The sequence below is a fragment of the Subtercola boreus genome (assembly GCF_003399635.1).
GTDB lineage: Bacteria > Actinomycetota > Actinomycetes > Actinomycetales > Microbacteriaceae > Subtercola > Subtercola boreus_B.
In genome coordinates this window covers 12,377-29,304 of record NZ_NBXB01000036.1, presented here as the reverse complement: position 1 = coordinate 29,304, position 16,928 = coordinate 12,377, and the positions used below count along the sequence as shown (strand labels likewise).

16 protein-coding genes are annotated in these 16,928 nt (G+C 63.4%); 8 read left to right on the top strand and 8 right to left on the bottom strand.

Annotated elements, in window-relative coordinates; translation table 11 throughout:
- Nucleotides 1–127: 127 nt before the first annotated feature.
- The 3 genes from B7R22_RS14040 to B7R22_RS14030 are packed head-to-tail and all read left to right on the top strand — an operon-like array spanning nucleotide 128 to nucleotide 2,680.
- A complete protein-coding gene (locus tag B7R22_RS14040; protein ID WP_116412334.1) occupies nucleotides 128–886 on the top strand; it encodes an SDR family NAD(P)-dependent oxidoreductase in 759 nt (252 codons plus the stop codon).
- Nucleotides 887–920: 34 nt separating this feature from the next.
- Nucleotides 921–1,907, top strand: coding sequence for an alpha/beta fold hydrolase (locus tag B7R22_RS14035; RefSeq protein WP_116412333.1), 987 nt, complete (start codon nucleotides 921–923; stop codon nucleotides 1,905–1,907).
- 2 nt (nucleotides 1,908–1,909) lie between these two features.
- Nucleotides 1,910–2,680 carry an SDR family oxidoreductase gene (locus tag B7R22_RS14030; RefSeq protein ID WP_147305395.1) on the top strand — a complete coding sequence of 257 codons (771 nt, stop codon included), beginning with the start codon at nucleotides 1,910–1,912 and terminating at the stop codon, nucleotides 2,678–2,680.
- A gap of 42 nt (nucleotides 2,681–2,722) precedes the next feature.
- Here the strand turns inward: B7R22_RS14030 and B7R22_RS14025 are convergent, their stop codons facing one another.
- From B7R22_RS14025 to B7R22_RS14010, 4 genes are all read right to left on the bottom strand, one after another.
- On the bottom strand, nucleotides 2,723–3,592 hold the full coding sequence (locus B7R22_RS14025; RefSeq protein ID WP_116412331.1) for an alpha/beta hydrolase: 870 nt from the start codon (nucleotides 3,590–3,592) through the stop codon (nucleotides 2,723–2,725).
- 133 nt (nucleotides 3,593–3,725) lie between these two features.
- Nucleotides 3,726–4,967, bottom strand: coding sequence for a sugar ABC transporter permease (locus B7R22_RS14020; protein WP_116412330.1), 1,242 nt, complete (start codon nucleotides 4,965–4,967; stop codon nucleotides 3,726–3,728).
- Nucleotides 4,964–5,836 (bottom strand): ATP-binding cassette domain-containing protein, encoded by an 873-nt coding sequence (locus B7R22_RS14015; RefSeq protein WP_116412329.1) that lies wholly within the window; start codon nucleotides 5,834–5,836, stop codon nucleotides 4,964–4,966. The genes B7R22_RS14020 and B7R22_RS14015 overlap by 4 nt, the downstream gene beginning before the upstream one ends.
- 101 nt (nucleotides 5,837–5,937) lie before the next feature.
- Nucleotides 5,938–7,014 carry an ABC transporter substrate-binding protein gene (locus B7R22_RS14010; RefSeq protein WP_116412328.1) on the bottom strand — a complete coding sequence of 359 codons (1,077 nt, stop codon included), beginning with the start codon at nucleotides 7,012–7,014 and terminating at the stop codon, nucleotides 5,938–5,940.
- A 137-nt stretch (nucleotides 7,015–7,151) separates the two neighbouring features.
- Between B7R22_RS14010 and B7R22_RS14005 the strand changes: the two genes are divergently transcribed.
- The 5 genes from B7R22_RS14005 (at nucleotide 7,152) to B7R22_RS13985 (ending at nucleotide 12,817) form a co-directional block, all read left to right on the top strand.
- Nucleotides 7,152–7,943: a DeoR/GlpR family DNA-binding transcription regulator gene (locus tag B7R22_RS14005; protein WP_116412327.1), complete on the top strand. Its 792-nt coding sequence runs from the start codon at nucleotides 7,152–7,154 to the stop codon at nucleotides 7,941–7,943.
- 113 nt (nucleotides 7,944–8,056) lie between these two features.
- Complete coding sequence (locus B7R22_RS14000; protein WP_116412326.1) at nucleotides 8,057–9,121, top strand: 2-hydroxyacid dehydrogenase; 1,065 nt, start codon at nucleotides 8,057–8,059, stop codon at nucleotides 9,119–9,121.
- The gene (locus B7R22_RS13995; protein WP_116412325.1) at nucleotides 9,118–10,605 is read left to right on the top strand and encodes an FGGY-family carbohydrate kinase; all 1,488 of its coding nucleotides are present in this window, start codon (nucleotides 9,118–9,120) and stop codon (nucleotides 10,603–10,605) included. Before B7R22_RS14000 ends, B7R22_RS13995 begins: the two co-directional genes overlap by 4 nt.
- Nucleotides 10,602–12,182, top strand: a complete 1,581-nt coding sequence (locus B7R22_RS13990) for an FGGY-family carbohydrate kinase (protein WP_116412324.1) — start codon at nucleotides 10,602–10,604, stop codon at nucleotides 12,180–12,182. Before B7R22_RS13995 ends, B7R22_RS13990 begins: the two co-directional genes overlap by 4 nt.
- Nucleotides 12,183–12,193: 11 nt before the next feature.
- Nucleotides 12,194–12,817, top strand: a complete 624-nt coding sequence (locus B7R22_RS13985; protein WP_216363466.1) for a histidine phosphatase family protein — start codon at nucleotides 12,194–12,196, stop codon at nucleotides 12,815–12,817.
- A gap of 260 nt (nucleotides 12,818–13,077) precedes the next feature.
- Here B7R22_RS13985 and B7R22_RS13980 read toward each other — a convergent pair whose 3' ends face one another.
- From B7R22_RS13980 to B7R22_RS13970, 4 genes are all read right to left on the bottom strand, one after another.
- The gene (locus tag B7R22_RS13980; RefSeq protein ID WP_172582415.1) at nucleotides 13,078–13,533 is read right to left on the bottom strand and encodes a pyridoxamine 5'-phosphate oxidase family protein; all 456 of its coding nucleotides are present in this window, start codon (nucleotides 13,531–13,533) and stop codon (nucleotides 13,078–13,080) included.
- 170 nt (nucleotides 13,534–13,703) lie between these two features.
- Nucleotides 13,704–13,862 (bottom strand): hypothetical protein, encoded by a 159-nt coding sequence (locus tag B7R22_RS19265; protein WP_172582413.1) that lies wholly within the window; start codon nucleotides 13,860–13,862, stop codon nucleotides 13,704–13,706.
- On the bottom strand, nucleotides 13,859–15,445 hold the full coding sequence (locus B7R22_RS13975; protein WP_116412322.1) for an amino acid permease: 1,587 nt from the start codon (nucleotides 15,443–15,445) through the stop codon (nucleotides 13,859–13,861). The genes B7R22_RS19265 and B7R22_RS13975 overlap by 4 nt, the downstream gene beginning before the upstream one ends.
- Complete coding sequence (locus B7R22_RS13970; RefSeq protein ID WP_116412321.1) at nucleotides 15,442–16,872, bottom strand: glutamate decarboxylase; 1,431 nt, start codon at nucleotides 16,870–16,872, stop codon at nucleotides 15,442–15,444. Before B7R22_RS13970 ends, B7R22_RS13975 begins: the two co-directional genes overlap by 4 nt.
- Nucleotides 16,873–16,928 lie beyond the last annotated feature (56 nt).

The window sequence follows — 16,928 nt, the reverse complement described above, 5'->3', positions numbered from 1 at the left end:
CGCCGACCCGCAGACGACGGCAACAACGGCTCCAAAATAGCCCAATCGGAATCACTCAAAACAGCAGAACGGGACATCCCCACAGCATCCCAGAACACTGACACCACGTTTAGGAGACACGCCCTAGATGCTGCCCGTCACACCGACGTTCAGGCTGGATGGCCGGAAGGCCTTCATCGCTGGGGCGAGCCGCGGAATAGGCCTGGCCGCGGCCGCTGCCTTGTCGGAGGCCGGGGCCGAGGTGTTCGTCGCGGCCCGGTCGAAGTCGGAGCTCGATTCGGTCTGTGATGAACTCAGAGCCGACGGACGCAGGGCAACGTCGATCGCTCTTGATGTCACGGATTCACGAGCGGTCGACGCCGCTTTCGACGAATTCGGACCGTTCGAGATCGTGGTTCACAGTGTCGGCATCAACCGGCCCGTCGACCTCGTCGACGTGCTCGACGGCGACCTCGACACTATGATCTCCGTCAATGTGCGGTCGGCCTTTGTCGTTACGCGGGCGGCGGCGCGTAGCATGAGAGACCTCGACAAAGGCTCGATCATCCTCGTCTCGTCTCAGATGGGCCACGTCGGAAGCCCGCGGCGAACAGTCTATTCGGCGACGAAGCACGCGCTCGAGGGGCTAGCCAAATCACTTGCGTGGGAGGTCGGCGCCAACAACGTACGGGTCAACACGATCTGCCCGACCTTCATCGAGACCGAACTCACCAAGCCCATGTTGCAGGCGGTCGGATTCCGGGAGTGGGCGACCCAGCGCAACGCCCTCGGACGGATCGGTACCGTCGAGGAGATCATGGGCGCTGTCGTCTTTCTCGCCGGAGATGCGTCGAGCCTCATGACGGGTTCGTCGCTGATGCTCGACGCAGGCTGGACCGCGCAATGAATATCCCTCATCTGATCGAGCAAAGGAAAATGACATGACCTACCTGGAAGCTGATTCGCACCCGGACCTCTTCGTTCCCCATTCGTTCGAGGAGCACGTCGTCGATCTGGGGGAGATCCGGATGAACTATGCGGTTGCCGGTGACCCCGAATCGCCCGCGCTGCTGCTCATTCCCTCGCAGAGTGAATCGTGGTGGGGCTACGAGCAGGCGATGAAGCCTCTTGCTGAACATTTCCGCGTGTTTGCCGTCGACCTCCGAGGCCAGGGCCGGTCGACCTGGACGCCCGGCCGCTACACTCTCGACACGTTCGGCGCCGACCTCGTGCGCTTCATCGATCTTGTCGTCGAACGACCCACCCTCGTCAGCGGGCTCTCGTCGGGCGGCACGATCGCTGCATGGCTCTGCGCCTTCGCGAAGCCTGGCCAAATACTCGGCGGCGTCTGGGAGGACGCGCCGTTCTTCGCCTCCGAAGCCAACCCCGCCTGCGGGCAGTCCGTGCACCAAGGGATGGGCCTCACCTTCGAGCTGTGGAACAAATACCTCGGCGACCAGTGGTCGATCGGTGACTGGGCCGGCATGCAGCAGGCACTTCCCCGGGTGATGCCCCGCTCGACGCTCCAAGGTCTCGCGCGGATGTTCCCGATGCCGCCCGGGGAACGCCCCGCCGGCCCGCCGCAGAACATGAAGGAGTACGACCCCGAGTGGGGCAGAGCGTTCGCCTCCGGGTCGGCGACGGCGTCCTGCGACCACGAGAACATGATCTCGAACGTCAAAGTTCCCATCCTGATCACCCACCACTTCCGGCAGGTCGACGAACACACGGGTCGCCTGACCGGAGCGATGACCGACTTTCAGGCGCAGCGCGTGCAGGAATTGGTGCAGAAGGCCGGCCAGCCCGTCAGCTACCTGTCGTTCCCCGACATGGGGCACGCTATGCACAGGTCTGACCCCCGCCTGTTCGCTGAGACCATCATCGAGTGGGCGGCCCCCTCGCGGCCGTCGGTAGGATCGGACGGCTGACGATGGAACTCACCGGCAACACGGTACTCATCACCGGCGGCGGATCCGGTATCGGTCGCGCACTCGCCGAGGCGTTGCTCGAGCGGGGCAACACCGTCATCGTCGCCGGTCACCGTACTGATCTGCTGGCCGAGGTCAGAGCGGCCAACCCGGGAATCAGCACCTGCCTGGTCGACGTCTCGGACCCGACGAGCATCGCGGCGTGCGCTTCGGAAGTGCTGTCATCGCATCCGCAGCTCAATGTGCTGGTCAACTGTGCGGGAGTCATGATCGACGACGATCCGACAGCATCTGTCGATGAGGATGACCTGCTGCTGGTCGTGGCGACCAACCTGCTGGGGCCGATCCGGATGATCTCGGCATTCATCGAGTACCTGCGAAGTGTGCCCGGCAGCGCGATCGTCAACGTCACCTCTATGCTCGGCTATGCGCCGCTCGCGCGATCGTCGCTCTACTCGGCGACAAAGGCGGCCATGCACTCGTACACGCTGTCACTGCGCTACCGGATGCACGGAGAAGTCCCGGAGATCATCGAGATCGCTCCACCGCTCACCCGCACCGGGCTCCAAGCTGTGAACCTCACCGACCCGAACGCGATGCCGCTCGACGAGTTTCTCACCGAGACCCTGCAGGCGCTCGAGGCGGGAGAGCTAGAGGCCTATGTCGCCCGCGCGCGGGAGCGCCGCGATGCGCAGCGCGCGGACGACATCGGGATCACGAAGAAGTTCAACGACCTCATGAGCCCCCGACGCATTGACCCTCCGACGAACTGAACGGCCGACCAGGTGACCGGCCGGCCGTTCAGCCGGTCGAGGTCAGGACCGCGCGAGTTGCATCGACATCGCGAACGCTAGCTCGGCGTCTTCGAAGACCTCGCTCGGCGTATGGAAGTCGATGCAGTGCCCGCTGCCGGGCAGCAGCTCGATGTCCAGCGAGGGGGCAGATGTGAAACCCGCCCGATACTCATCGATCTCGTTCTGGTTCGTGACCCAGAGATTGTCGAACTCGCCCTGGCGGTGGAAGACCGGAACCGTGACGCGCCCGCAGGTCTCCGCGCGCCGGTTGATCCAGCCGCCCGTGACGTCGAGCAGTTCGGCCTTGGGCACGAGAGTGTTCGAGGGATAGCTGGCGGCAGGCATATCGTCGGTATAGGTGCCGGCCGGGCCGAACATGAGTTGATCCTTCAGCGGCACGGGTAGGTCGATCATCGGGATCGGGGGCAGGGCCGCCCACGCGCCCGCGGATTCGGCAGGAACCTGCACAAGGCATCCGGAGGTCGCCAGCCCGAGCAGCGGCCACACGGGCTGGCTCGCTGCGATGGCGGTGGCGATGGCACCTCCGATGGAATGGCCGATCAGTACCACGCCGGACGCGTCGCAGCCGCGCTGTGCCCAGATCTCCCCGATGGCGGCGCTGAGGACGTCGGCGTTCGCCAGAATGATCGAGTCCTCGCTCTCGAGCGGGCTGGAGCCCCCGTAGTTCGGGCGGTCCAACGCGATCACGGGAACACCCGCTGCGGTGCCCCGGTCGAGAAGCGAGTAGCCAAGGATGTCGAAGTAGGCCGAAGAGTATGTGCCGCCATGGAGGGCGACCACGAGCGGGGTACCCGCCGTCGTTTCGACGCCGTTCGAGCGGCCGGTAAATACGCGGCCGTCTATGGCCGTGTGAGTGAACGAGTTAGACATCGTTGTCCTTTCGGTTGGGCGCACATCACGTCGCTCTCGCCGAGAACCGTCGACGTGGTCTGCTATTCGCTAGGATATATCACATAAGGCAGATCTGAGAGAGCGGACATGAAAGTTTGGCCTGGGGGCGGGTTCAGGCGCGGCCGTGGTTCGTTCTCGATCGTCGTGAGACGGAGTCGAGTGCGACGGCGAGCAGGAGTACCAGTCCGGTGACCATGAATCGGAACGACGAGTCGAGGTTCAGGAGGGTGAGTCCGCTCGAGATGGATTGGATGACGATGATGCCGAGCAGCGCAGCGAATGCGGTGCCGCGGCCGCCGAAGAGGCTGGTTCCGCCGATGACCGCAGCTGCGATGGCATTGAGGTTCACATCACCGGTGCCGCTGGACTGGCTGGAGGCGGCGAGTCGTGAGGCGGCGAGGATGCCGCCGACGGCCGCGAGGGTGCTGCAGACGACGAAGACGGAGGTGTAGATGGTCTTGACTTTGATGCCTGCGCGCCGGGCGGCTTCGACGTTGCCGCCGACGGCGAAGACCGCACGGCCCCACTTGGTGCGGGTCAGGGCATAGTTCAAGATCAACACGAGGGCAACGAATAGCACGAACATCCAGCCGATGCCGCGTGCGATGTTGAGGTACCAGGCCGCGAATCCCAGGCCGACCAGCAGGGCACCGCTCTTGAGGGCGATGAGGCTGAGCGGCTGGGCCGAGAGGCCGGCGGTGCGTCTGGCCCGGGCTCGTGTCAGATCGGTGAGGAAGAGCCCTGCCGCGGCGATGGCGACCAGCACGTATGACAGCCACGCGGGTACGAAGGCGAGTTGGGCGAAGATGACGAGGGGTGAGTCGAAGGGGATGTTGATAGTTCCGATGCCCTTGAGAACGTAGAGCTGCAGGCCGAGGAAGCTGAGGAGGCCGGCGAGGGTGATGACGAAGCTCGGGACTCCGAAGCGGTTGAAGATCTGTCCATAGACCCAGCCGATGACGACGCCGGTGAGGACGGCGACGGCGATGGCGGCGAACACGTTCCAGCCGAGGTTGACGAAGAGGATTCCGACGATCGCCGACGACAGTCCACTGACGGAGCCGACGGACAGGTCGATCTGGGCGACAAGCAGCACGCAGACGATCCCGAGGGCGATGACTCCGGTGGGGCTGGATTCGAGCAGGAGGTTGACGAGGTTCGCTGCCGACAGGAACCCGTGGTTCAGGATCTGAAGTACCGTCCAGATGACGGCGAGGCCGATGACGACGGGGAGGGCGCCGAGGTCGCCGCCGCGGATCTTGTCGACGAATCCGGCGAACGTGCCCCGGATTCCTTCCCGGTTGGCGAGTCGTTCGTCTTGCAGGTCGGAGGGGCGTGGTGCGGTGGTGGTCAACGGTCGACTTCCTTGTCGGTGGGGTTCTCGGGGGGTGCGATTGTGCCGTCTGGCAAGGTGATGGGTTGGATGCTGCGGAGATCGACTTGGCTGGTGCGTCGGGTGACGGCGTTGTCGGTGGCCCCGGTGATGGCCGCGATGATCTCTTCGGGCGTCACGGTGCCCACCTTGTAGTCGCCGTTGTTGCGGCCGAGGCGCAGCACGACCACGCGGTCGGCGACAGCCTGTACGTCGGCCATGTTGTGGCTGATCATGATGACGCCGAGGCCGCGTTCCCGGAGACGTTCGACGAGATTCAGTACTTCTGCGGTCTGGGCTACGCCGAGTGCGGCCGTCGGTTCATCGAGAATGATGACTTTCGGGTCCCCGAGGAGGGAGCGGGCGATGGCGACCGTCTGACGCTGTCCGCCTGAGAGTGAGGCAATCGGGATGCGTACGGAGGGGATCTTCGCCGACAACTGTCGCAGCAGTTCCCAGGAGCGCACTTCCATGGCGATGTCGTTGAGTCGTGCGGGCCTGAGCTCTTGGCCGAGGAAGAGGTTCTCGATCACATTGAGGTTGTCGCAGAGCGCGAGGTCCTGGAAGACGGTCGCAATGCCGAGATTCAGGGCGGAGGTCGGGTTCGGAATGGAGACGGGACGGGAGTCGAACTCGATGGTGCCAGCATCCGGCAGATGCACGCCGGAGAGGATTTTCACGAGGGTGGATTTGCCGGCACCGTTGTCGCCGACGATCGCGACGACTTCACCCGCCGCCACGTCGAGGCTGATGTCAGTGAGGGCGGCGACGGCACCGAAGTTCTTGGTGACACCACGGAGGCTGAGGATGTTGGTGGTTGCGTCGGTGCGCTCGAGGGTGGGTGTGGTCATCTGGTCCTTCTGACTCGTCGTTGAGAATGGGCGGACGCGGAGCGAGAGTGTTCCGCGTCCGCCCAAGGGTGCCGGGGATGTTGCTGCTCCCGTGGCTGGGGTTACTGGATACCGGCTGCGGTGCAGCCTGCGGCGTACTCGCCGGTGCAGACCTCGGCGGCCGTCATGATCTTGCTGTCGAAGAGAACCTGTTTGATGTTGTCGAGGGTGACGACATCGGGGTTGAACAGCTGCGACGGGGTGTCGTAGAGCGTTGCCTTGCCCTCGACCTTGGTTCCCTGCGCGAAGGAGTACGCGACTTCTGCCGCGGCGTCTGCGACGATGCTGATCGGTTTGGAGATGGTGTTGTACTGGGTGCCCGCGAGAATTCGCTGCGCGGCAGCGACCTCGGCATCGTTTCCGGTCACAGGGGGCACGGGCGAGGTGCCCGCAGCCTTGAACGCCGCGATCACGCCGCCGCCGGTTCCGTCATTCGCCGCGACCACACCGTTGATCTTCGTGCCGTACTGGGTGATCTGCCCGCTGGCCCAGTTCTGGGCCTGCGCCGGGTCCCAGGCGGGGGTGTCGAATTCGGCGAGCACTGTCAGCCCGCTGGAGTCGACGGCCTCGTGGATGCCCTTCTTGATGAGGCCGGCTGCGGCGTCAGTGGGTGAGCCGTTGACGATCAGAATGCTGCCAGTCGGGTCGGTTGCCTTGACTTTGTCAACCAGCGACTGGGCGATCGCCTTGCCGATACCCTCGTTGTCGAACGAGACGTAGTAGTCAGCCTTCTGGGTGGGGATGGGTCGGTCGTAGGCGATGATCGGAATCTTCGCCGAGTTGGCCGCGACGACGATGCCGGCTGCTGCGGTGGAGTCGACGGCGTCGATGACGATCGCATTCACCCCTTGGGCGATGGCCGAGTTGGCCTGCTGCTGCTGGGTGTCGGCACTGGCGTTCGCGTTCGAGTAGAGCACCGTGCAGTCGGCGCAGAGTTCCTTCATCTTCGCCTCGAACAAGGGTTTGTCCTGTTGCTCGTATCTGGTCGATGCGAGGTCGGGCATGAGGAACGCGATCTTGTAGGCGCCCGTGGAGGAGGCAGTGCTGCTGCCCGCCTGCTCGACGCAACCGCTGAGGGCGGTCGCGCTGAGGAGAGCGGCCAATGAGGCGACCGCCATCCTGGAATAGATCTTCTTCATTGAATCTCCCTTGGTGGTGTGTATCGGCGAGAATAACACCATCAAGGCGCGAATTGTCAAAAAAACTGCGATTTTTATCATTCTGTTTGTGATGATGGGATGCCGATCCGTATAGAAGGCACCTCTATGCTGTCTTCATGGCAGAGCAGGGTGTTCCTCGTCAGACCAAAGAGTCTCGACAGCGCAAGATCGTCGATCACCTCGGTTCGGTTGCGTCAGCCACTGCCGCTGAACTGGCCGCTCTGACCGAGGTCAGCCCCATGACGGTGCACCGCGATATCGACGACCTTGCCCGGCGGGGCATCCTCAGAAAATTCCATGGCGGGGTCTCGGTCCTGCCGACCACGGTCTTTGAGAGCAGCTCCGAATTCCGGATGCAGACCCGCTCCAGTGCGAAGAATGCCCTTGCGCATGAGGCCTTGTCCATGGTGGAGCCGGGGATGTCGATCATGCTCGACGACTCCACTACGGTCTTGGCTCTCGCCCGTCTTTTCAGTGATGTCGGACCGCTGACGGTCATCACCAATTACCGCCAGGCGGTAGAGGAACTCCGTGAGAACGACGACATCAGACTGATCGTCACAGGGGGGCAGTATTCCCGCACCCATGACTCCTACATCGGTATTCCCGACCATACGTCTGTTGAGTCCTACGCCGTCGATATCGTCTTCCAGTCGACTTCGACGATGGGGACGGAGATGACGTACCACCAGGAGCAGGACATCGTGTTGATGAAGCGTGCGATGTTGCGTTCCGGCGCGAGACGGGTCCTCATGATGGACAGTTCGAAGGTGGGTCGAACGTCGCTGCACCGCTACGTGCCCGTCAGTGAGTTCACCGATGTGATCCTGACCGACGATGTCGATCCGGCCATCGTCGCCCAAATCGCGGCCCAAACCACCGTTCATCTGGCTCCAATACGCCGCTGAACGTTTTTTTCACCAAAGTGCTTGATAAAAGTACCAACTTTGGTGGTAATCTCCTCAGATCGGGTAACGGTGCTCTGGCAGTCACTCCCGCGATGTGTCAGAAAGGCACTGAGATGCCCCACATTCTCGCTGCAGGCGACCTCTTCGTCACCCCGTCCCTCTTCATCGACGCCATCAAGACCCGCACGACGGGTGACGCGGGGGTCTCGTTCGGAGAACTGACGCTGCCCTGGCCGATCGAACCGTTCGGTCCCGTCGGGTCAGTCGATGAGGCGAGCGGCGACGTTCCCTCGTTGATCGAGGCACTGGCTGGCGCGGAGATCGCGGTGACGCAGATGGCACCGTTCACCGCCGAGGTCTTCGAAAGTGCACCCGATCTTCGTCTCATCAGCATCTGTCGGGGAGGCCCGGTGAATGTTGATCTGGAAGCGGCGACACGAGCGGGCGTTATCGTTTCCTTCGCGCCCGGACGAAATGCCGTCGCCGCGGCAGAATTCGCGGTCGGGCTGATGCTCACTGCTATGCGCCGAATCGTAATCGCTGATTCGGAGCTGAAGAAGGGAGCCTGGCGAGGCGACTACTACACCTACGAGAACGCCGGTTCCGAGCTCGATGGTGCCACGGTGGGCCTCATCGGATATGGCGCCATCGGTCGTATCGTCGCCCGGGTACTGAAGGCGTTCGGTTCAACCGTTCTCACCTATGACCCATACGCGGACGCGGATGCCGTCAGGAACGACGGTGTGGAACTCGTCGAACTGTCTGAACTCCTGCGCCGGAGCAGCGTGGTCAGCCTGCATGCCCGGTTGACACCTGAGACACACCATCTCCTGAATGCCGAGAACCTTTCGCTGCTCCCTTCGGGCGCAGTTCTGGTCAACAGTGCCCGTGGAGGCCTGTTGGACTACGCGCCTCTTCCTGCGCTCCTCGCCAGCGGACAACTGGGTGCTCTCGCGCTGGACGTATACGACATCGAACCTCCCCCCGCGGACTGGCCGCTCTTTGACGCACCCAACGTCGTCTTGTCGCCGCACCTGGCCGGGGCTACGAAGCAGACCGCTGAGCGTGCCGCGAACATCGTCGCCGACGACATCGCCCTGTACCTGAAAGGGGAGCGGCCCCGGTACGTCGCCAACCCCGCCGTGTGGAACATTCTCTCGAACAGGAGTGCCTCATGATCATCGGTGTGGACATCGGTACCTCGATCACGAAGGCCTCGGCCATTTTCCACGACGGCCGTGTGGGAGCGACGGCGAGCATGCCGTCAGAGCTCATTCAGCTCAGCGGCGGCCGGGTTGAGCAGAACTTGGAGAATGTTCTGGCCTCGGTGGCCTCGGTCGTCCGGGAGATCGTTTCCGAGGCGACCGAGCCGATCGAAGCGGTCGCGCTGACAGGGCAGGGTGACGGGCTGTGGCTCCGCGACGAGGCCGGCCGCGCCGTTCGGCCCATGATCTCCTGGATGGACGCGCGCGCCGCCGACCTGATCGAACGGTGGAACAGAGGAGGCGCCTCCAGCGTCTCGCACCAGATCTTCCAGCTCACCGGATCCGGTATCTTCCCCGGCTGCCACGCAGCACTTCTGGCCTGGCTCTCCGTCAATGAGCCGGAATCGCTTCGCAGCGCCGCGGTAGCGGGTTACTGCGTCGACGCCATCATCCACAATCTCACCGGCGTCATCACCGTGGACGCCTCAGACGCATCCCTGCCGTTCATGGACGTGACAAAGCGTGAGTACGTTCCCGAAGCGCTCGAACTCTGCGGAGTAAGCCAATGGGCGCACCTTCTTCCTACGCCCACCCCAACGGGGACTCTCTTCAGCCTGAATGACCACGGCGCTGACCTGCTCGGACTGCCCGCGGGTACCATGGTAACCGGCGGTCCCTACGACCTACAGGCCTGCGGTTTCGGGTCTGGTACAACCCGTGCCGGTGAGGGCACCCTGGTCGTCGGTACAACGCTCAGTTGCCAAGTGCTGACCGCAGACCGCACCATCATCCAAGGCGCCGACCCTGCCGGAATGTGGCTCTGCACGCCCGACCCTGATCTGTATCTCCGCGTCATGCCGTCGATGGTCGGCACGGCAAGCATCGACTGGATGATGCGCCTGTTCGATCTCACCCCGAACGCCCTGAACGCCATCCTCTTGCAGAGTGAACCCGGCGCCAACGGGGTGAACGCCCTCCCGTTCTTCTCACCGGCAGGTGAGCGGGCTCCCTTCGTGGATCCACTCGCTCGAGGGCAATTCACCGGAATGCAACTACGAAACACCCGCGCCGACATCATCCGCTCACTCTGCGAGGGCCTCGCATTCGCTGCCCGTCACTGCTTTGACACGATGGGCCTCGACGGCGATGTTGCCGCCTGCGGCGGAGGTCTGCAATCCGAGGAATGGGCGCACATCTTCGCGGACGTACTCGGAAGGCCGCTCTATCTGCCTGACGCTTCTGCCGTCGGATCCCGCGGTGCGGCGTTGGTGGCCTGGGCGGCGCTCGGCAGCCCCGTCGATGACGAGCTCTGGCGGTCCCAGCGTCGCCGTATCGACCCCGATGCTTCACGCTCCACCGTCTACGACGAGCGTTACCGCGAGTACCGGGAGAGGCTCGAAAGCGCACGCGCCCTCTGGCCTCTCGGCGCACCACGCACCGGCATGGTTGCCGAATGACCGACGACGCTCTCTGGATCGGAATCGATGTCGGCACGCAGAGCGTCAGGGCGACGGTCGTCGACGGCGCAGGCACGCGTCTTGCAGCGGCCAGCTCACCGATTCGAAGCGACAGGACGCTGAGACCCCACGGCAACCGCCACGAGCAGGATCCCCATCAGTGGATAAGCTCCACTCACACCGCGCTGGCTGATGCTATGAACCAGCTGACACCATTCCAGAGGGCCTGTATCTCAGGTATCGCCACGTGCGCCACGAGTGGGAGCCTCACCGTTATCGATGGTGATGGCTACCCGGTGGCTCCCGGAATCATGTACGACGATGCCAGGGCTGGCGCTCTCGCCCATGAGGTTGTCGCCGCCGCTCCGGAACTCTGGAAACGTCTGGGCTTCCGGATCCAACCCACGTGGGCGCTTCCGAAGATCCTCTGGCTACACAGGAACGGACTGCTTGCCGTGTCTACGGAGCTGAACAGCCCGGTAGCAGGTGCTTCGCCAAACTCAGCAGATACGGCACGATTCGTCGCCCATCAAGCAGACCTCGTCGCTTCGTCGCTCATTGGTCGACGCGTCGCGTCTGACTGGAGCCATGCCTTGAAATCGGGCTACGACCTTCTTGAAGAGCGCTGGCCGGAAGTCACCCTGACGAAACTCGGAATCGATCCCACATTGTTGCCGGAGATTGTCGCGCCCGGAACAGTTCTCGGGGAGACTGATGCGCTGCTGGCCGAGACCACCGGTATCAGGGAGGGAACCCCCGTCTTTGCCGGAATGACAGACGGCTGCGCGGCCCAACTCGGCGCCGCCGCACTCGGTCTCGGTGACTGTCACACCGTCATCGGCACGACGATGGTTCTGAAGACGGTTAGCGCGGGCCTCGTCGCTGACGATGCGGGCGCTGTGTACTCTCACCGATCCCCGGAAGAAGGGCTGTGGTTCCCAGGCGGCGCCTCGAATGTCGGCGCGGGAATACTCACTGGGCTGTTTCCCAACGAGAACCTCGACGAGCTGACGGCCGCGACCACGGAATACTACGACGCGAAGCCTGTCGCGGACCTGCCCTTCAGCTATCCGCTCCCCGGCACCGGGGAACGGTTCCCGATCGTCGAACCCTCAGCTGAAGGGTTTGTCAGCGCTGGTGGCGTCGAGTATCCACTAACTGAAGCGCTCCAGCAACTCGGAAAACTGCCGACCTACGCAGCGGTGCTAGTAGGTGTGGCGTGCGCGGAAAGGCTGGCCCTCGAACAACTCAGCGGGTCAAATGAAGCACCCGCCGGGGTGTTGAGCTCCTCGGGCGGCGGCACAAGAAACGCGTGGTGGGTGCAACTGCGTTCAGACCTCCTCGGCAGAGAGATCACCGTCGCTTCGACCGCTGATGGATCGACAGGGATGGCCATCCTCGGCGCGTGGGCGGCGCAGAGGTCCCGCCCAGACCCTCACACACTCGCAGAGATCGCGTCACACATGACGCACGCCGACAAAATATACCGGCCAAATGCCGAACGCACGAAAGAGCTCAACACCGTCTATGAGTCCTTCCGCAGAAGCCTCACCAGGAAAGGGTGGTTGGCCGGGTGAGTACCCTCTACTTGGCCCGGCACGGCGAGACGATCTGGCACAGCGAGAACAGGTACGCCGGATCTTCAGATATCGAACTCACCGAAAAAGGCGTGGCGCAGAGCCATGCCCTCGGGGAATGGTCTTCGTCTCACGGCATTACCCACATCTATTCCTCGCCGCTTCTCAGAGCGGTCCACACAGCGACCCCCACGGCATCCAGGCTTCATTTGCCTCTTCGACAGGACAGCAGACTCCGGGAGGTGCATTTCGGTTCCGGTGAAGGCCTGACCACTGACGAGATGTCGGCGCAATTTCCTGACGCCCTCCGTGCCTTCCGTCACCGCCCCGCCAGTTCGCCTCTTCCGGGCGGTGAATCGGGTGCCGAGGCAATCGATCGGGTCTGGCCGGCAATTCAGGACATCGTCAAACAGCTCGTCGCCTCCGGGTCAGGTCGCGAGACGGTCGAAAAGAAGGCACTCATCGTGATGCACTCGACGCTGATGCGTCTCGTGCTCTGCAAGGTCTTAGAGATACCCCTCGACAATTACCGGCGAGCGTTCCCTCTTGTGCGGAATGTGGCAATCACGTCGATTCTTCTGCCAGACGGAGACGAAAAGGGAGCGTCACTGCTGTCGTACAACAGCACTACGTGACCCCAGGAGTCCGATTGCGTGGCTCATCGCTTCAAGGTTCTTGACGCCATGGCGGCTCCGAATGGCGTCGCGGTAGGCGCTGCCCTCAGACATCAACGCGTTCTCCGCTGCTGACTCCGTGCTAGCGCGCCGCTTCCGCTGCGCAAGCCGAGATCGTTCCCGTGCAGGCATTCTCATACGCTGAATTCTGCACTCGATCACTGTCCCAGTCGGAGGGTTACAGTCCTGGAACGAACGCGGCCGTTACTGATCGCGGCGCTTCAACTTTCGGGGACGATCAGTCTGAGCTGGTGTTCGAACTGGCGCCCACGGATGTCGCGGGGTGTGATGCGTACGTAGAGGTACTCTGCGGTTGGCGCCCATTGGGGCAGGGTCTCGTCGTCGTAGACGGGATCGGGGATCTCAGGCCCGAGGACGTCAGCGGTGCCTTTCAGGGTGACGCTCCAGGCGCCATTTTCGAGTTGCTCGTCGACTTCGAATACGACGGAGTCGTTGATGAGGAGTTCGCGGAGTTTGGTGCCTCTCGCCGTTCGGAACACGACGGATGATCCGTCGGCGATGTAGTTCACGGGGAAGATTTCTGGCTGGTTGTCGACGCTGAGACCGAGTCGACCGATGTTGGTCGCTTTGAGAAGGTTCCAGCAGTGCTCGACGGACAGCTCGGTGACGGGGCCCTGGGGGGACCATTCATTGAAGTCCTGGAATGTCATGACCATGTGGTGTTCCTTTGTTGATCTGTCGTGGCTCAGGTGCGAACGGCTGAGGGACTCGGCGGTGGGGCTGGCGATCGCGACGGGTGCGGCGGACGTTTGGGTGAGGTGCATTTCTTGGTAGGCAGAATTCAGGCGGGTACTGGGCTGTGCGGATTGGGTGTCGGGTGAGGGGTTCAGGCGGCGGGTGCTGGACCGTCGGAGGGGGCCGCATCAGGCACGGGGAGGAGCCCCTGCTCGGCGAGGGAGGCGTTGAGAATTGCCTCTTCGAGAATGTCCTCGGCCGTTCCGAGGCGGTCGGTTTCGGAAGCGTCGTTCGGGTCCGAATTCTTCATGACGGGGCGCCTGTCTTTTGCGGTTCACGGATAGCCGGAGTGACCGGCGGTGTTGTTGCGGGTGCGACCGGGTTGAAGCTTGCTTCGTGTGGTTCCTGGTCTGGTGATCCGTTTCGCCAGGACGGCTTCTTGAAGTGATAGATCAGCAGGGCGGCGCTGACGAAGATCACGAGCCCACCGGCGACGAGTGCGACATACGTGACGGGGTCACCGATCGGGAGCTGTGTTGGCGGGAAGAACGACACCAGGAGGGCGAACGCGACGGCGATGAAGCCGATGCCGGCGACGATCCACATGCCGATCTTTCCGCCCGGGATCTTGAAGGCGCGGGGGAGGTTCGGTTGGGTGTAGCGCAGCCGGATCGCGGCGGCGTACATGAACATGTACATCACGATGTAGAGACTGATCGTGACGGTGGAGATGAGGAAGAACGCCCCGCTGACGTCTGCTGTGAACAGGTAGATCGATGACACGGCGGTGACGATGATGGCCTGGAGGATGAGGATGTTCCGTTGAATACCTGCCTTGTTCGTCTTCTGGAGGATCGGTGGCAGTACCCCGTCGTGCGCTGTCGTGAGGAGCGCACGGCTGGGGGCGGAGATCCATGCGAGTGCGCCGCTGAGCGCTCCGTAGCAGACGAGCACGGCGAGGATCTGCACGAGCCAGTTCATGTTCCAGAGGCCCACGAGAACGGTGCCCATCGCGTCGAACACTCCGGTCTGCAGGACGATGTCGTTGTAGGGCACGAGGCCGGCGACGGCGATCGAGCCGAGGAGGAACACCGCGACGGAGATGCCCGAGGCGAGCAGCATCGCGGCGGGGAATCCGCGCCTGGGGTTCTTCATCTCTCCGACGTGCACGGCTTGTACTTCGACGCCGGCGAACAGGAGCATGATGTTGCCGAGGAACGCAAGGGAACCGAGGCCTGTGAGAAGGGGCAGCAGGCGCGGGGTGCTGTCACCGTTCACGACGGTCGCGACGGCGGGGTCGGTGGCGGTGGTCCAGCCCATTGCGTGCCCGGTCGCTGCCCAGTAGATGAAAAGGCCGAGCAGGGCCGCGCCGGGGACGACGGTACCGACGAGGAACCCGTACTTCGCGATCTTCGCCAGCAGGGCGTTGCCGCGGAGGGCGACGAGGGTGGCGAGCCAGTAGTTGACGATGCAGAACACGCCGACGTAGACGTGTGCCTGCGCGAGCCCTGCCTGGTTCAGTGCGTAGGCGGCGGCTGCGGCGGCGAAGGCGAGTCCGGTGGGGTACCAGACGACGTTCTGGATCCACTGCAGCCAGATGCCGACGAATCCCCAACGCTGTCCGAAAGCTTCACCGATCCATGTGTACACGCCGCCTTTGCGGTTGGAGAAGGCGCTGCCGAGCTCGGCGGAGATCAGGGCGGCGGGGACGAGGAACAGGAGTGTTGCGAAGCCGATGTAGACGAACATGGTGAGTTCTTCTTTGGCCATCACGGGGAGCCCGCGAAGGCTCGTGACGACGGCGGCCGCGGTGAGGAACGCGACCGTCGGCACGGTCATGGCGATCTTGTTCTTCTTCTTCGATTCGATCGAGGTTCGTTTGGGGCTGCTCATGAGTGCACCAGCTCACTGGGGACTGCGGCGGTTCCGGTGTGGCTGAAGCTGGGGGCTTCGGCTGCTGTGAGGGGCCGCGAGGGCGGACGGTTGTCGAGTTTGGTGATCGCGTTGCCGAGGTCCGCGAGGAGGAGGTCGGCCATATCGATGCTGAGGCCGTGCCGCACGATGATGCGCTGCACCGTCACCGCCTCCTGGTTCGGCGGAAGGGTGTACGCGGGCACGAGCCAGCCGCGTGTGCGGAGTTCTTCGGCGAGGTCGAAGAGATTGAACGAGGAGGCTTCGCCGGTGAGTTTCCAGGTGACGGCGGGGATGCCCTCCTGCGGGTTGCCGTCGAAGACGATGTCGAACCGGCCGGTGTTCTGGATGCCTGTGCTGAGGTGGTTCGCGACGGCGTAGGTCGCGGATTGCACTTTCCGATAGCCCTCTTTGCCGAGGCGGAGGAAGTTGTAGTAGGAAGCGACGACCTGGCCGCCGGGGCGGGAGAAGTTCAGGTTGAAGGTCGGCATCGACCCGCCGAGGTAGTTGACGTTGAAGATCAGTTCCTCGGGCAGGTCTGCGGCCTGCCGCCAGATGACCCAGCCGCTGCCGAGGGGTGCGAGCCCTGTTTTGTGGCCGGACACGTTCACGGATTTCACGCGCGGCAGGCGGAAGTCCCACCGGATGTCGGGTGCGCAGAACGGGGCGACGAAACCGCCGCTGGCGGCATCGACATGGATGTCGATGTCCAGACCGGTGCGCTGCTGCAGGTCATCCAGAGCCGCGCTGATGGCGTCGACGTCTTCGAACTTGCCGGTGAACGTCTGCCCGAATGTGACCACGACGGCGATGGTGTTCTCGTCGCAGAGTGCGAGGGCTTCCGCGGGGGTCATGATGTTGCCGGCGTTCATCGGTGCCTGGCGGAGTTCGATGTCGAAGTAGCGGGCGAACTTCTCCCAGCACACCTGGACTGGCCCGCAGACGAGGTTCGGCCGTGACGCGTCTTTGCCATCCGCTTGGCGGCGGGCCTTCCACCGCCATTTCGCGGCAAGCCCGCCGAGCATCGCGGCTTCACTTGACCCGGTGGTGGAGGTGCCGATCGTGGTGGCGGCGTCGGGGGAGTGGAAGAGATCGGCGAGCATGTGGATGCAGCGGGTTTCGAGTTCCGCAGTCTGGGGGTATTCGTCCTTGTCGATGATGTTCTTGTCCAGCGAGTCATCCATGAGTTGGCGGACTTCGGGTTCGACCCAGGTGGTGCAGAACGTGGCGAGGTTCATGCGGGCGACGCCGTCGAGCATGAGTTCGTCCTTCACCAGCTGGTAGACGTCTCGAGGTTCCTGTTCGTGCTCGGGGAAGTGGGTCTTGGGGGCCCGGGTGGTCATGGGGGTGGAGGCGAAGATGTCGTCCATCTCGTTGTCGACGACAACGTCGGGGTCTGTGCGTGTCATGGTCGTACTCGATTCCGGTTGGGGTGTTACGGGGATCATGGTGTGGGTCACCTGGT

Bases quoted from the DNA above. Each gene is read 5' to 3' on its own strand.
- B7R22_RS14040 (WP_116412334.1), top strand. From the start codon at position 128: ATGCTGCCCGTCACACCGACGTTCAGGCTGGATGGCCGGAAGGCCTTC.
- B7R22_RS14035 (WP_116412333.1), top strand. From the start codon at position 921: ATGACCTACCTGGAAGCTGATTCGCACCCGGACCTCTTCGTTCCCCAT.
- B7R22_RS14030 (WP_147305395.1), top strand. From the start codon at position 1,910: ATGGAACTCACCGGCAACACGGTACTCATCACCGGCGGCGGATCCGGT.
- B7R22_RS14025 (WP_116412331.1), bottom strand. From the start codon at position 3,592: ATGTCTAACTCGTTCACTCACACGGCCATAGACGGCCGCGTATTTACC.
- B7R22_RS14015 (WP_116412329.1), bottom strand. From the start codon at position 5,836: ATGACCACACCCACCCTCGAGCGCACCGACGCAACCACCAACATCCTC.
- B7R22_RS14010 (WP_116412328.1), bottom strand. From the start codon at position 7,014: ATGAAGAAGATCTATTCCAGGATGGCGGTCGCCTCATTGGCCGCTCTC.
- B7R22_RS14005 (WP_116412327.1), top strand. From the start codon at position 7,152: ATGGCAGAGCAGGGTGTTCCTCGTCAGACCAAAGAGTCTCGACAGCGC.
- B7R22_RS14000 (WP_116412326.1), top strand. From the start codon at position 8,057: ATGCCCCACATTCTCGCTGCAGGCGACCTCTTCGTCACCCCGTCCCTC.
- B7R22_RS13995 (WP_116412325.1), top strand. From the start codon at position 9,118: ATGATCATCGGTGTGGACATCGGTACCTCGATCACGAAGGCCTCGGCC.
- B7R22_RS13990 (WP_116412324.1), top strand. From the start codon at position 10,602: ATGACCGACGACGCTCTCTGGATCGGAATCGATGTCGGCACGCAGAGC.
- B7R22_RS13980 (WP_172582415.1), bottom strand. From the start codon at position 13,533: ATGGTCATGACATTCCAGGACTTCAATGAATGGTCCCCCCAGGGCCCC.
- B7R22_RS19265 (WP_172582413.1), bottom strand. From the start codon at position 13,862: ATGAAGAATTCGGACCCGAACGACGCTTCCGAAACCGACCGCCTCGGA.
- B7R22_RS13975 (WP_116412322.1), bottom strand. From the start codon at position 15,445: ATGAGCAGCCCCAAACGAACCTCGATCGAATCGAAGAAGAAGAACAAG.
- B7R22_RS13970 (WP_116412321.1), bottom strand. From the start codon at position 16,872: ATGACACGCACAGACCCCGACGTTGTCGTCGACAACGAGATGGACGAC.